This window comes from Bacillus sp. 275 (genome assembly GCF_001999205.1).
GTDB classification, from domain to species: Bacteria; Bacillota; Bacilli; order Bacillales; family Bacillaceae; genus Bacillus; species Bacillus velezensis.
In genome coordinates this window covers 3,588,729-3,602,704 of the sequence record NZ_CP019626.1, presented here as the reverse complement: position 1 = coordinate 3,602,704, position 13,976 = coordinate 3,588,729, and the positions used below count along the sequence as shown (strand labels likewise).

The following is a 13,976-nucleotide window of genomic DNA, read 5'->3' as shown; positions in this document are numbered from 1 at the left end:
TCCTTTTAAAAATGAATCGCGTTTCCGTCTGCGGCTAACGCAGCTTCTCCAATCGCCTCTGATAGGGACGGATGCGGATGTATGGACTGGCCGATTTCCCAAGGCGTCGCGTCGAGCACCTTGGCAAGCCCCGCTTCAGAGATCATATCGGTGACGTGCGGGCCGATCATATGAACACCGAGAATATCATCTGTATTCCGATCGGCGACGATTTTGACAAAGCCGTCGCTTTCTCCGTATACAAGAGCCTTTCCGATCGCCATGAACGGAAACTTCCCGATCTTCAGTTCATGCCCTTTTCGAAGAGCTTCCTCTTCTGTCAGACCGACGCTCGCCGCTTCCGGATTTGAATAAATACATTTCGGCACAAGAGCGGCATCAAGCGGAGCCGGATTAAGACCCGCCATATGCTCAACGGCAATGATGCCCTCACGGGAGGCCACATGCGCAAGCTGCAGCCCGCCGACAACATCACCGATCGCATAAATGTGCGATTCCTTCGTCTGCCCGGCTTCGTTCACGATGATAGAACCGTTTTCCGCTTCAATATCCGTGTTTTCAAGCCCGATCCCTTCAATGTTCGGCTGGCGGCCGATGGAAACAAGCATTTGTTCCGCGTGATACGTTTCTTTTTTTCCATTCTTTTCAGCGGCAATTGAAACGCCGTCCGCTTTTTCCAATGTATCCGGAAGCACTTTCGCACCCGTCACGACCTTAATTCCTTTTTTCGTTAACAGTTTTTCCATCTCGCTTGAAATATCACGGTCTTCCGTCGGCAAAATGCGGTCCGCATATTCAATCACAGTGATATTGACGCCGAAATCGTTCAGCATGGATGCCCATTCAATTCCGATGACACCGCCGCCGACGATCATCATGGATTGGGGCAGACGTTCTAGCTCTAACGCTTCATCTGATGTCAGAATATATGTACCGTCTGCTTCTAAACCCGGCAGCATTTTCGGCCTTGAACCGGTTGCGATAATCAATTGTTTCGGTATCAGCATGTCGTTTTCTTCACCATTTGCGTATTCAACGGAAACCGTACCGGGAAGAGGTGAGAAGATGGAAGGGCCGAGCATACGTCCGTACCCGTTGAATACATCAATCTTCCCCTTTTTCATCAAGTGGGCGACACCGCCGGCCAGCCGGTCAACGATTCCCTGCTTTCGTTTTTGCACGCTGTCAAAGCGGAGGGAGACACCTTCCGTTTCAATGCCGAATGCTCCCGCTTCCTTTGCGGTTCGGTACACTTCCGCGCTTCTTAACAGCGCTTTACTCGGGATACATCCTTTATGCAGGCATGTTCCGCCGAGCTTTTCTTTTTCTACAACGGCCGTTTTTAAGCCGAGCTGGGCCGCTCTGATGGCGGCTACATAACCGCCCGTGCCGCCGCCCAGAATGACCACATCATACTCAGTCGCCATTTGTTTTCACTCCTTCGCCGATCTGATATTGCTTTGACTGCTCCTCACCGGCTAAAACCCGAAGCGCGCCTTGCGCGAGAGATTGCAGTTCATTTTCTCCCGGGTACACCAGTACATCCGAAATCCAATCTATGTACGATCTGATGGCGGATACGAAACTTTTCCCGTACGCCAATCCGCCCGTCAGGACGATAATGTCTACTTTTCCTTTTAAAACGGCGCTTGCCGCCCCGATTTCTTTTGCTACTTGATAAGCCATGGCGTCATAAATGAGCCTCGCATGCTCATCTCCGGCCTGAATGCGTTTTTCCACCTTCACCGCGTCCGTTGTCCCCAGGTAGCCGGAGAGTCCGCCCGTGCCGACAAGTTTTTTCATCATATCGGCTTTTGAATACTTGCCGGAAAAACACATTTCTACCAAATCACCCGCCGGAACGGTTCCCGCGCGCTCCGGGCTGAAGGGTCCTTCTCCGTGAAGCCCGTTGTTAACATCCGTCACCCGTCCGCAATCATGGACACCGACTGTGGTGCCGCCGCCCATATGAGTGACGATCATCTTCATCTGTTCATACCGTTTGCCGAGGGACGCCGCCGCCTGACGGGCAACAGCTTTTTGGTTCAAAGCATGGAAAATGCTTTTCCGCTTGATTTCAGGCATTCCTGATACTTTAGCGAGCGGAGTCATCTCATCCACCACGACCGGATCGACGATATACGCGGGGATATTTAATCCGTCAGCTATTTCCCTGGCAATAATTCCGCCCAGATTAGAAGCATGCTGGCCGTTGTAGCCGTTTTTCAAATCAGTGATCATGGCGTCATTCACTTCATATGTGCCGCCCTCAATCGGTCTGAGCAGACCGCCCCTGGCACAAACGGCATCGAACTTTGAAATGTTGATGCCCTGTTCGTGCAAAGACTCAAGAATGCTTATTTTTCGAAATTCGTATTGGTCGATGATGCTGTTAAATGTTTTCAGCTCTTCTTCGGGATGCCGCAGCGTCTTTTCAAAGATACAGCGTTCATTGTGAAAGACACCGATTTTCGTTGATGTTGAGCCTGGATTCAGAATGAGAATGCGTTTTTCCTTTTCGAACATTTTCATACCTCCAGATCAAATTCCTATCGTCTGCTTAATATACTTTGGCCGTTTTGCAGAAACTGGCTTCTTGAACGGCGCATGCGCTCAATTCGTTCCTCAGCCAGACGGTCAGCCGCTAAGTATGTCGGAATGCCGTCACGCGCGGAAATATCGAGCACCCGCTCAATGTTTGCATAAATGCCTTCAACCTTTTTCAAAGCCCGCTCAGCATTGTAGCCGTAAAGCTCATCGGCCACATTGATGACGCCGCCTGCATTGATGACATAATCCGGAGCGTACACGATTCCCATTTCATGAATGGTATCGCCGTGACGTGTTTCTTTCAGCTGGTTATTGGCCGCTCCCGCAATGACTTTCGCCTTCAGCTGTTTAATCGTGTCATCATTAATGACGGCGCCGAGAGCACATGGGGCATAAATATCGCAAGCCTGTGAGTAAATGTCGCCGGGATCAACTGCGCGGGCGCCGAAGTCCTCAACGGCACGTTTAACAGATTCTTTATTGATATCCGTTACGATTAAAGAAGCGCCTTCTTCGTGAAGGTGGCGGCATAGATTGTAAGCCACATTTCCCACGCCTTGCACGGCAATTGTTTTACCTTCCAGGGAATCAGTGCCAAACGCCGCTTTCGCTGCGGCTTTCATCCCTTTGTAGACGCCGTACGCCGTAACCGGGGACGGATTTCCTGATGAACCGAATGCCGGAGAAATTCCGGTTACATAGTCTGTTTCATCATGAATGATGTCCATATCTTCAACGGTGGTGCCGACGTCTTCCGCCGTAATATACCTTCCGTTTAAGCCTTGGATGTACCGGCCGAACGCGCGGAACATTTCTTCATTTTTATCTTTGCGCGGGTCTCCGATAATAACGGTTTTCCCGCCGCCTAAGTTTAAACCGGCAGCCGCATTTTTATAAGTCATGCCTTTTGCGAGTCTCAGTGCATCTTCAATCGCCGCTTCTTCACTGTCATATGTCCACATTCTTGTTCCGCCGAGTGCGGGGCCGAGCGTCGTATCATGAATCGCGATGATCGCTTTTAATCCGGATTGTTCATCTTGGCAGAATACCAATTGTTCGTAATCATAAGTCTCCATATATTTAAAAATTTCCATAGGTTCGTTCCTCCTACTGTTCTTGTGATGCGCAAATCGCAAGCGCAATTGAATACAGTTTATTTTCTGCGGTATCCGCTCTGCTCGTTAATGCGATCGGCGCTTTTGCACCGGCGATGACGGCAGCAACATTTGCTTTCGCAAAATAAATCATTGACTTATAAAGCATATTTCCGGCCTCGATTGAAGGAACCAAGAGAATATCCGCCTGGCCCGCTACGCTTCCGGAAATCCCTTTTTGCAGCGCAGCCGCTTGGGATACGGCATTATCCAAAGCAAGCGGTCCGTCCGCAATGCAGCCGGTAATCTGTCCTCTATTGCACATCTGGACGATCGCAGCCGCGTTCAGCGTCGCCTCCATTTTCGGATTAACCGTTTCAATAGCGGCAAGGACTGCGGCTTTCGGCATAGGATTCCCTACTGAATGTGCGACATGAACCGCATTTTGCAGAATATGCCCGAGCTCTTCAAGAGACGGGGCAATGTTCAGCGCTGAATCAGTCACATACATCAGCCGGTCATAGTCCGGCACCTCAAAAACAGCTACATGTGATAACACCCTTTTTGAACGAAGCCCTTCATGGCGGTTTAAAACCGATTTCAGAAGAGTTGAGCTCGGGAGATTCCCTTTCATTAAAACGTCCGCCTCTTGTTCACGCACTGCGTGCACTGCTTTTGCCGCAGATTCTTCGGGTGAATCGGCGTGGATGATTTCAGCATTGAACTTCGGCTCATTTGCCAGAAGCTCTTTCAGCTTTCCGCTGTCACCCGTCAGTAAAAATCGTGCCGACAAGTGTTCTGCCGCCATTTTGACGGCCTGGATCACTTCTTTATCTGCTGCGTGGGCCACTGCAATGGTTTTTGCGTTTTTTGCCGCGGCTTTTTCAACTAGGTCTCTCAGCTTCATTTTGTACCACCTTCCTTGTGCGAATCCGCTTTTAACAATGCAAGTTCCGTGCCAAATATGCGGGAGGGTTTATTCCGGCTTTTTTCAAGAAAGCATGCAGCTGTTTGCGCTTTCTCTGCAATTTATTGCATGCCGTCATTTGCAAGGCCGTACTTGTCCATTTTGTAGTACAGATTCCGAATGCTGACACCAAGCGCTTTTGCCGTTTTGGTTCGGTTGAATTTATGCTTTTCAAGCGTTTTTTGAATGACGTGCGCTTCAAATTTTTCAACAGCCTGAGACAGCTTTTCCCCTTCCACATCCGGAAAATCACTTTGGGTGCCGTTTTTTTCATTCAGCTCTGATTCAAAAACAGGCAGGTGCTGCTGTTCGATCCGTTCCATGTGCGGCTCTAAAAATATCATTGCCCGTCCGAGAACATTTTCAAGCTCCCGGACGTTTCCCGGCCAGCTGTAGGCTGATAATGCTCGCAGCGCGTTCGGCGTGAGCCCCTTTACATTGCGGCCGTAATCCTGATTGATTTTTTCAATGAGCCGAATGCTCAGCGCTTCAATATCTTCTTTGCGCTGCCGAAGCGGCGGGATTGAGATCGGATAGCGGTTAATCCGGTAATACAGGTCTTCACGGAACGCGCCTTCCGCCATGGCCTTTTCGATGTTGACGTTTGTCGCTGCGATAATTCTGACATTGACAGAAATCGCTTTAGCGCCGCCGACTCTGATAATTTCTTTTTCCTGCAGAACTCTGAGCAGCTTTGCCTGGGTGCTTTGGGTCAGCTCTCCGATTTCATCTAAGAAAATGCTGCCGTTATTCGCTTCCTCAAAAAGTCCTTTTTTGCCCCCGCGCCTCGCGCCCGTAAACGCCCCTTCCTCATAGCCGAAAAGCTCGGATTCTAGCAGGGATTCAGACAAGGCCGCACAATTGACCCGGATGAACTTATTGTATTTTCGGTCGCTTTCATTATGGATGGCGTGGGCAAAAAGTTCTTTTCCTGTGCCGGATTCTCCCCGCAGCAGAATCGTCGCCGGCGTTTTCGCCCCGAGCTTCGCCTGTTCAAGGGCGACCAGCATTTGTTCACTCGTGCCGATAATGTCGTCAAACGTGTATTTCGCTTCAAGCGTGCGGATGATCTGGCGCGCCCGATTCAGCTCAGCAGTCAGCGTTTTAATTTCTGACACGTCGTGGATGACGCCGACGCTGCCTTTTAAAATACCGTCCACAATAACGGGGGCAACATTTACGATAACATCCTTTTTATTGGGGCCGACCTTCATTCTCACACCCCGCACGGGCCGCCTTGTCCCCAATACTTTCAGGTGCATGCTCTCCCCTTCTGAGATATCGGTGGAAGCGGGTTTTCCGATGACTTCGCTTTCTGACAGCCCGGTCATTTTTGTATACGCTTTGTTGATTAACATTCCGATGCCGTTTTCATCAACGACAGAAATGGCCTCGTCTGACGATTGTATAATCGCTTCGAGCATGGTGCGGATTTGTTTTAAGTTCGTGACCTCTTCCGCCAGTTCAACTGCGTCGGTGATGTCTTTAAACACGCATAACGCGCCGAGAAGTTTTCCGCCTTCATCAATGATCGGCAGTCTTGTCGTGACAATCTGCAGGTGCTTCCCGAGAAGCTGCTTCTGGTTATATTCCGGCTCTCTCGTTTCCAGAATCCGCGGCAGCTTTGTGTTCGGCACTACATCTTTAATTTGGCGGCCGATGACATCCTCCCGTTTTTGGCCGACCATTTTTTCTGCCATCTGATTAAATAAAATGATCGTTTCGTTGACGTCTATAAAAATCATGCCGTCGTGCGTTGAATTAAAAATCCGGTCATGCTTATACGTCTGCGACTTCAGCATTTGGATAAGCTGCTGTTTTTCCTCCATCAGCTGAAACACCATGTACGCCAATTTCCCCGGCATGACGATGGTTTGTTCTTTTTTCTCATGGAGCAGCTCATCCATGACCGCTTTGTCGCCTGTTGTATGGATGATAATATCTATATCTTCAGTTATGTAGGGTTTCCAATCTGATGAGGTTGCAATTCCATATCTCCGGGCTTCTTGCAGCCCTTGCGCCTCCGGATCTTGATCAACCACCGCAATAATCCGGATCAGCTTTGTTTTCATCAAAATCTGTAGGAGCGCCGTGCCTCCTTTACCAGCACCTATAATCAGCACCTTCTGCATCCCGATACCCCTTTATATGAAAAAATTTGCACACCTGTATTTCCCGTTGCAATAATTTGCACAACCCCTATGTTACCACGTTTTGATCTCTTGACAAAATATTTTTTCGATTGGACAATAAAGGAAAACATATCGTAAAGGGGTTTTCTGAATATGAGCCGGCTTGTAGCGCTTTTGATTCTGGTCCTCCCCGGCGCTGTCGCGGCGCTCGGCATTAAGCTGATGAGAGATGCATTATTCGGGCATGCGTTTTCCCCGTTTCCGTCCCTTTTTCTTCAGGGGGCGGCCGGATTGGCGTTTTTTTTGTTCGGCCTTTATGTTCTGGCCGGATTTATTCTGTACAGAGATCGGAAACGCAATCAAGTCAGCCCGCGGTTCAGGAAAAAAAAGCTGTAAAAAAAGCCCTTGCAAAAAAAGGGCTTTTTCAGTCGTCCGGCAGTATCGTTTTGGCAATGGATTGATCCAGTTCTTCATAGTCATCGTAAGCGATCGTTTCATATAGTTCTTTTCTCGTCTGCATATCCGAAAGCCCCTCTTTTTGCGAGCCTTCTTCTTTCAGAAGGCGGAAAATACGCTCAAAAGCCTTGGCCGCCGTTCTGAGTGACGTGACCGGGTAAATGACCATCTGACAGCCCATATCGGAAAATTCATCAGCACTGTAATACGGCGTTTTTCCGAATTCAGTCATGTTTGCGAGAATCGGCACACTGATTTGTTTGGAAAACGCTCTGAATTCACTTTCTGATTGGAGCGCTTCCGGAAAAACAGCGTCAGCACCCGCTTTTATATAAGCGGACGCCCTTTTTAATGCCCCCTCCAATCCTTCCTGCTGTCTGGCGTCTGTTCTCGCAACAACAAGAAGAGTCGGCGCGGCCCGCTTGACCGCTTGGATTTTTTGCGCCATTTCTTCAATCGGCACGAGCTGCTTCCCATTCAGATGTCCGCATTTTTTCGGCAGGCGCTGATCCTCCATCTGGACGGCGGCCGCGCGCGCTTCATACATTTCTTTCGCCGTCCGGGCGGCATTCAGCACGCCTCCGAAACCCGTGTCAATATCGACAAGGACGGGCAGATCAGACGAGCGGACCAAATCTTTAACCCGTTCAGCCATTTCCGCCGACGTGATGATCCCTAAATCGGGAAGCCCTCTGCTTGCCGTGTAAGCCGCGCCTGATAAATAAAGAGCCGAAAACCCCGTTTTCTTGGCGATAAGAGCGGCCATCGCATCGTGAGCGCCGGGGATCTGCAATAGATCCGGCGCTGCCATCAGCGTGCGGAACCGCTCTGCAAGCTCCTCTTGAGACGACTGCTTGCTGACGATCCACGTCATGTTTGTCACCCTCCTATTTTATACGAGAAATAAGTCCATAAATTCACTAACGCTGAGCTTCTGCATTCGGCCGCTATCTTTACAGGCCTCTTTGATTTTACGCTGCTGCTTCAATGAAAAATGAGTGCTGATGTTTGCTGAAAACTTGGCAAGAATCTTCGGAACGGCTTCTTTTCTGCGGAATCGGTGCCCGAGCGGGTATTCACATTCAATCCGTCCCGTAGCCGTGCCGTCTGTAAAATGCACCTGTATGGCATTTGAGATGGATCGCTTATTCGGGTCTAAGTAATCTATTGAGTACGCTTTGTGTTCCGTCACCTCCATTTTGCTCCGCAATGTATCAATTCGCGGGTCAGACGCCGTTTCCTCTTCATAATGATCCGCCGTGATATCTCCGAAAAGCAGCCCGATTGCCGTAATATACTGGAGGCAGTGATCCCGGTCAGCCGGATTGTGAAGCGGCCCTTTTTTATCGATAATCCGGATTGCCGACTCATGCGTCATAATCGTGATCCTGTCAATGTCTTCGATGCGGTCTTTCACCTCCGGATGAAGCCGGACCGCGCATTCCGCCGCTGTCTGGGCATGGAATTCAGCCGGGTAGGATACTTTAAACAGAACATTCTCCATCACATAAGACCCAAGCGGGCGGGCAAGCTTTATTTCCTGCCGGTTAAACAATACGTCTTGAAATCCCCACCCAGATGCGGTCAGAGCCGTCGGGTACCCCATTTCACCTTTGTGCGCCATAAGGGCCAAATATACCCCTCTGCTCGTCGCGTCGCCGGCCGCCCATGATTTGCGTGATCCGGTATTCGGCGCATGACGGTACGTTCTGAGGCTTGAATTATCAATCCAGGCATGAGATACGGCGTTATTGATTTCCTCTTTTGAGCCGCCCAGCATTTGCGCGCAAACAGCCGCAGTCGCCACTTTCACAAACAGCACATGGTCAAGCCCCACTCTGTTTAAGCTGTTTTCCAAAGCGAGAATTCCTTGAATTTCGTGCGCTTTGATCATTGCGCAAAGCACATCGCGCACGGTAAGCGGTTCTTTCCCTTCTGAAATCCGCACTCTGGATATATAATCCGCACAAGCCAATATGCCTCCGAGATTATCAGACGGATGACCCCATTCCGCAGCAAGCCACGTATCATTATAATCGAGCCACCTGTTGATACAGCCGATATTAAAAGCAGCCGTGACCGGGTCTAAAACAAAAGGCGTGCCCGGGACTCTGCTGCCGTTGGGCACGGAGGTTCCCGGGACAATCGGGCCGAGCAGCTTTGTACATTCGGGATAGCTGAGCGCCAAAATCCCGCAGCCTATCGTATCAAGAAGCACATGTCCTGCCGTAGTAAAAGCTTCTGAACTGTCAATCTCCTGATGGAGCACGTAATCAGAAATCTCTTCGATTACAGCATCCATTCGGCGGGGTTCTGTCATGTTTTCATCTTCCTTTCTCATCTGTTTACAGGCGCGCTCCGGTATAGCGGACACGCGGGCGGAAAAGCCGGTTTCGGCTGTGCTGTTCAATGACGTGGGCGCACAGGCCGACCGTCCGTGCGCTGAAGAATATAGGCGTGTACAGCGATATTGGGATGCCGAGCATGTAATAGACCGGCGCTGCGTAGTAATCTAAATTCGGATAAAGGCCTTTTTTCTCCCGCATGACGGTTTCGCCGGCTTCACACATATGATAAAGACGGAAATCACCTGAAAGATCAGACAGCTTTTTTAACGCTTCTTTCATCATGAGCGCCCTCGGGTCCATTTTTTTCATGTAGACACGGTGGCCGAAGCCCATGATTTTTTCTTTGTTTGCGAGTTTTTGAGTTAATAATTGTATAAACCCGTCTGTATCCTTCGCTTCCTCAAGCATGTACATAACCGCTTCGTTCGCTCCGCCGTGAAGATTTCCCTTAAGCGAGGCGACGGCTCCGGTCAGCGCACCGTAAATATCCGATTGCGTCGAAGCGATGACACGGGCCGTAAACGTTGAGTTCGGCAATTCATGCTCACTGTATAAAAGAAGCGACCGGTCGAAGATTTCTTCTTCCAAAGATGACGGTGTTTTTCCGGTAATCATATATAAAAAGTTTGCGCTGTATGATAAGGTTCCGACCGGCGCCAAAGGCTCCAGCCCGTTGATGACTCGATAGCTGTTGACCGTCAGATTCGGCATTTTGCCTATCAGTCCGCGTACGCGGTGCTGATTTACGGAAGATGAACGGTCATCGATGTCCTTGTCAAAGCCTCCAAGCGCGGACAAACCCGTCCTCAGTCCGTCCATCGGGTGAGTATGTTCAGGCAGCAGACGGCATATGTGCAAGATTTCCTCGGGAAGGTGCCCGCCGCGCCGAACGTCTTCTTCAAGCGCCGCCTTCTCTTTCGCATCAGGAAGTCTGTCTTCCAATAAGAGATGAACAATGTCCATATAGCCGGCCGTTTTAGAAAGCTCAATCAGATCGTGGCCTTTGATTAAAATACTGCCCTGCTGTGTATCCAGGAAAGAAATCCCCGTTTCCACCGCTATGACGCCATCTAAACCGGGAGAATAAGATTCCATGGTTTCGCTCCTTTGCGCACTTTTTATTGAAGAAGATACTTAGAAATAATCAGCCTTTGAATCTCATTGGTTCCTTCATAGATTTGCGTGACTTTCGCATCCCGAAATAAACGCTCCGCGGGATACTCTTTCATATAGCCGTAGCCGCCGTGAATCTGCACAGCCTCCACCGCCGCTTTCATCGCCGCATCGGACGCGAATTGCTTCGCCATAGATGCTTCTTTTCCGCACGGAAGCCCTCGCTGATACAGATCAGCAGCATGATAGACCAATAATTTGGCAGCTTCCGCATTCGTCGCCATGTCAGATAATTTAAATGAAACGGCCTGATTCGAAGCAATGGGTCTGCCGAACTGGCTGCGGGTTTTGGCGTACTCCACCGAGCAGCCGAGCGCCGCTTCGATAATCCCGAGCGCCTGGGCCGCTATGCCGATCCGTCCGACGTCAAGGTTTTTCATGGCGATTGAAAAGCCTTCACCCTCTTCGCCGAGCCGGTTTTCAACCGGAATTTCCGCTTGGTCAAACTGCAATTCGACAGTATTGGAACCTAACAGTCCGAGCTTTTTTTCTTTTTTTCCGACAGAAAAACCGGGTGTGTTTTTTTCAACGATAAACGCTGAAATTCCCTTTCTCCCCTTACCCGGATCGGTTATGGCGAATGTCAGATACAGATCTGCCGCTCCGCCGTTTGTAATAAAGATTTTTGAACCGTTCAGAATATATGAACCGCCTTTTCGCACGGCCGTTGTTTTCAGGCTGCCCGCATCAGATCCGGATTGAGGCTCAGTAAGCGCAAAAGCCCCAATATATTCGCCCGCTGCCAGCTTCGGAATATACGTTTGTTTTTGGGCTTCTGTCCCAAAATGCAAAATCGGGATTGTCCCTACCGATGTGTGGACGGACAAAATGACGCCGACGGCCGCGCTGACTTTTGATATTTCATGAATCGCTAAAATGTAAGATGTTGTATCAGCACCCGCCCCGCCGTAAGCTTCCGGGACGGGAATGCCCATCAATCCCGCTTCGCCCATTTTTTTAATCAGCCGCTCCGGAAATTCATCTGTTGATTCCATGAGCTCAACCACCGGCGCGATTTCCTTGCGGGCAAAATCACGCACCATTTTTCTCATCATGATGTGCTCTTCTGTAAAATGCATGGCTGCCGTCTCCCCTCATGATCTTTACGTCATCTGCCGTACTCATAAAAACCGCGCCCGCTTTTTTTGCCGAGCCAGCCGGCGCTGACATATTTTCTGAGCAGAGGGCATGGGCGGTATTTCGAATCTCCGAGCCCCGCATAGAGAACCTCCATAATGGAAAGGCACGTATCCAGCCCGATGAAGTCAGCTAATGTTAAAGGACCCATCGGATGCCGCATGCCGAGCTTCATCACCTCATCAATCGCTTCCTTTGAAGCTGCTCCTTCGTAAAGGCAATAAACGGCTTCGTTAATCATCGGCATTAATATGCGATTAGATATAAAGCCCGGGAAGTCATTGACTTCGACAGGGGTTTTATTCATCCGGACAGCAAGCTTCTTTACTGTTTCCGCCGTTTCTTCCGATGTGGCGAGTCCTCTGATGACTTCGACAAGCTCCATGACAGGAACCGGATTCATAAAATGCATGCCGATTACTTTTTCAGGCCTTTTTGTTGCCGCGGCAAGCTCCGTAATGGGAAGAGAAGACGTATTGCTTGCCAATACGGCATGAGGGGGACAGATTTTATCTAGTGTGTCAAACAATTCTGCTTTTGCTTTTTTGTTTTCTGCAATGGCTTCAATTACAAAATCAGCATCTCCCGCTTCTGTGAGCTCTGCCGGGGAAATACGGCTGAAAACGGCATCTGTCTCCTGCTGTGTCTTCCGTCCTTTTGCCTGCTCTTTCTCCAGGTTTGTCTTTATGCGGTGAAGACCTTTTGTTACCGTTTCCGGCTCCCAATCGTATAACTTGACGGCAAACCCGGCTTCTGCAGCCGTCTGCGCGATGCCTGCTCCCATCTGACCGGCACCTGCGACCATGATTGTTTTCATCTTCATCCGGCGCTCCCTCCTTTGATCAGTACACCTCAAGCAGGACGGCATCTCCTTGAGCCGCTCCGCTGCATATAGCAGCTATGCCTAAACCTCCTCCGCGACGCTTTAATTCGTATATTAAACTCATGATGATTCTCGCTCCGCTTGCGCCGATCGGGTGGCCGAACGCAATCGCCCCTCCGTTTACATTCACTTTTTCCCGGCTGAACCCGGCTATTTTTTCACTCACGAGCACGACGGACGCAAATGCTTCATTTACTTCAAACAAATCAATATCGTCAACGGTCAGTCCGGTTTTTGTCAAGAGCCGGCTGATGGCCTCTCCCGGCGCGCTTGCCAGCTCGGACGCTTCCAGTCCGACTGACGCAAAGCCAAGTATCGCTGCGAGCGGCCTGACATGCTGCTTCGCGGCTTTTTCCTCTGACATCAGCACAAATGCTCCGGCCCCGTCATTTACACCGGGAGCGTTTCCGGCTGTAACCGTTCCGTCGGCTGTAAAAATTGGCTTGATCGCTGCAAGCTGCTCAAGGCTCGTATCAGGGCGCAGCCCCTCATCCGCTTCAACGGTATGCTGTTTGCCCTTTTTGCCGGTCCAGGTGACGGGGACAATTTCTTCACGCAATTTGCCCGCCTCGGCCGCCTCAGCCGCGCGTTTCTGACTCAAAAGAGCGTAATGATCCTGTTCATCCCGGGAAATGCCGTACTTTTTGGCCGCAGTGCTTCCGTGGACAGCCATATGCACCTGGTCGAACGCACAGGTCAGCCCGTCATGAACCATTAAATCCTGAAACACCCCGTCTCCCATCCTCACACCCCAGCGGCCGGCCGGAATGGCGTACGGAATATTGCTCATGCTTTCCATTCCGCCTGCAATCAGCACGTCCGCATCTTTCGCCCGGATCATTTGATCACAGATGGTAACGGCCCTGAGCCCCGATGCACAGACCTTATTAATGGTTTCAGCCGGAACGGACCACGGAAGCCCGGCATATCTTGCAGCCTGCCGTGCCGGTATCTGCCCGGCACCCGCCTGGACGACCATTCCCATCACCGCTCCTTCCGCTTCGCTTTCACTGATAGCGGCGCGCTTGATTGCTTCTTTTATGGCAATGCCGCCAAGCTCGGCTGCCTTTACCTCTTTTAATGCGCCGCCAAATTTTCCGAACGGCGTTCTTGCCGCACTGACGATAACCGTTTTTCCCACAATTTTGCCTCACTTTCAATAAGATAAAAGATAACGCTTACACAAAACGCCCTGTTACAATATATGAACCGGCTGACCGAGTTATGAGTGCACAG

12 protein-coding genes are annotated in these 13,976 nt (G+C 50.3%); 1 reads left to right on the top strand and 11 read right to left on the bottom strand.

What is annotated here, in order from left to right:
- Positions 1 to 5 precede the first annotated feature (5 nt).
- From lpdA to BZ167_RS17835, 5 genes are all read right to left on the bottom strand, one after another.
- A complete protein-coding gene (gene lpdA, locus BZ167_RS17855; protein ID WP_077392163.1) occupies positions 6 to 1,427 on the bottom strand; it encodes a dihydrolipoyl dehydrogenase in 1,422 nt (473 codons plus the stop codon).
- Positions 1,417 to 2,532, bottom strand: coding sequence for a butyrate kinase (gene buk / locus BZ167_RS17850; protein ID WP_094032254.1), 1,116 nt, complete (start codon positions 2,530 to 2,532; stop codon positions 1,417 to 1,419). The genes lpdA and buk overlap by 11 nt, the downstream gene beginning before the upstream one ends.
- A 17-nt stretch (positions 2,533 to 2,549) precedes the next feature.
- Entirely contained in the window at positions 2,550 to 3,644 is a 1,095-nt protein-coding gene (gene bcd, locus BZ167_RS17845; protein WP_003153209.1) for a branched-chain amino acid dehydrogenase, read from the bottom strand.
- 13 nt (positions 3,645 to 3,657) lie between these two features.
- Positions 3,658 to 4,551 carry a phosphate butyryltransferase gene (yqiS, locus tag BZ167_RS17840; protein WP_077392162.1) on the bottom strand — a complete coding sequence of 298 codons (894 nt, stop codon included), beginning with the start codon at positions 4,549 to 4,551 and terminating at the stop codon, positions 3,658 to 3,660.
- 122 nt (positions 4,552 to 4,673) lie between these two features.
- The gene (locus BZ167_RS17835) at positions 4,674 to 6,743 is read right to left on the bottom strand and encodes a sigma-54 interaction domain-containing protein (protein WP_007408379.1); all 2,070 of its coding nucleotides are present in this window, start codon (positions 6,741 to 6,743) and stop codon (positions 4,674 to 4,676) included.
- 153 nt (positions 6,744 to 6,896) lie between these two features.
- Here BZ167_RS17835 and BZ167_RS17830 point away from each other — a divergent pair, with 153 nt between their 5' ends.
- Complete coding sequence (locus tag BZ167_RS17830; protein ID WP_007408378.1) at positions 6,897 to 7,139, top strand: DUF2627 domain-containing protein; 243 nt, start codon at positions 6,897 to 6,899, stop codon at positions 7,137 to 7,139.
- Between the two features lie 28 nt (positions 7,140 to 7,167).
- Here the strand turns inward: BZ167_RS17830 and prpB are convergent, their stop codons facing one another.
- The 6 genes from prpB to BZ167_RS17800 are packed head-to-tail and all read right to left on the bottom strand — an operon-like array spanning position 7,168 to position 13,881.
- A complete protein-coding gene (prpB, locus tag BZ167_RS17825; protein WP_015417790.1) occupies positions 7,168 to 8,073 on the bottom strand; it encodes a methylisocitrate lyase in 906 nt (301 codons plus the stop codon).
- Between the two features lie 18 nt (positions 8,074 to 8,091).
- Positions 8,092 to 9,519, bottom strand: coding sequence for a bifunctional 2-methylcitrate dehydratase/aconitate hydratase (locus tag BZ167_RS17820; protein ID WP_170936328.1), 1,428 nt, complete (start codon positions 9,517 to 9,519; stop codon positions 8,092 to 8,094).
- A 25-nt stretch (positions 9,520 to 9,544) separates the two neighbouring features.
- Positions 9,545 to 10,642 (bottom strand): citrate synthase, encoded by a 1,098-nt coding sequence (gene mmgD, locus BZ167_RS17815; protein ID WP_015417792.1) that lies wholly within the window; start codon positions 10,640 to 10,642, stop codon positions 9,545 to 9,547.
- Positions 10,643 to 10,665: 23 nt separating this feature from the next.
- Positions 10,666 to 11,799, bottom strand: coding sequence for an acyl-CoA dehydrogenase (locus BZ167_RS17810; protein WP_015417793.1), 1,134 nt, complete (start codon positions 11,797 to 11,799; stop codon positions 10,666 to 10,668).
- Positions 11,800 to 11,828: 29 nt separating this feature from the next.
- Positions 11,829 to 12,680: a 3-hydroxybutyryl-CoA dehydrogenase gene (locus BZ167_RS17805; RefSeq protein WP_039254529.1), complete on the bottom strand. Its 852-nt coding sequence runs from the start codon at positions 12,678 to 12,680 to the stop codon at positions 11,829 to 11,831.
- 19 nt (positions 12,681 to 12,699) lie between these two features.
- Positions 12,700 to 13,881: an acetyl-CoA C-acetyltransferase gene (locus tag BZ167_RS17800; RefSeq protein WP_040237933.1), complete on the bottom strand. Its 1,182-nt coding sequence runs from the start codon at positions 13,879 to 13,881 to the stop codon at positions 12,700 to 12,702.
- Between the last annotated feature and the right edge of the window lie 95 nt (positions 13,882 to 13,976).

Coding starts and splice junctions, on each gene's coding strand:
- lpdA (WP_077392163.1), bottom strand. CDS start 1,427: ATGGCGACTGAGTATGATGTGGTCATTCTGGGCGGCGGCACGGGCGGT.
- yqiS (WP_077392162.1), bottom strand. CDS start 4,551: ATGAAGCTGAGAGACCTAGTTGAAAAAGCCGCGGCAAAAAACGCAAAA.
- BZ167_RS17810 (WP_015417793.1), bottom strand. CDS start 11,799: ATGCATTTTACAGAAGAGCACATCATGATGAGAAAAATGGTGCGTGAT.
- prpB (WP_015417790.1), bottom strand. CDS start 8,073: ATGACGTGGATCGTCAGCAAGCAGTCGTCTCAAGAGGAGCTTGCAGAG.
- buk (WP_094032254.1), bottom strand. CDS start 2,532: ATGAAAATGTTCGAAAAGGAAAAACGCATTCTCATTCTGAATCCAGGC.
- mmgD (WP_015417792.1), bottom strand. CDS start 10,642: ATGGAATCTTATTCTCCCGGTTTAGATGGCGTCATAGCGGTGGAAACG.
- BZ167_RS17805 (WP_039254529.1), bottom strand. CDS start 12,680: ATGAAGATGAAAACAATCATGGTCGCAGGTGCCGGTCAGATGGGAGCA.
- bcd (WP_003153209.1), bottom strand. CDS start 3,644: ATGGAAATTTTTAAATATATGGAGACTTATGATTACGAACAATTGGTA.
- BZ167_RS17820 (WP_170936328.1), bottom strand. CDS start 9,519: ATGACAGAACCCCGCCGAATGGATGCTGTAATCGAAGAGATTTCTGAT.
- BZ167_RS17830 (WP_007408378.1), top strand. CDS start 6,897: ATGAGCCGGCTTGTAGCGCTTTTGATTCTGGTCCTCCCCGGCGCTGTC.
- BZ167_RS17835 (WP_007408379.1), bottom strand. CDS start 6,743: ATGCAGAAGGTGCTGATTATAGGTGCTGGTAAAGGAGGCACGGCGCTC.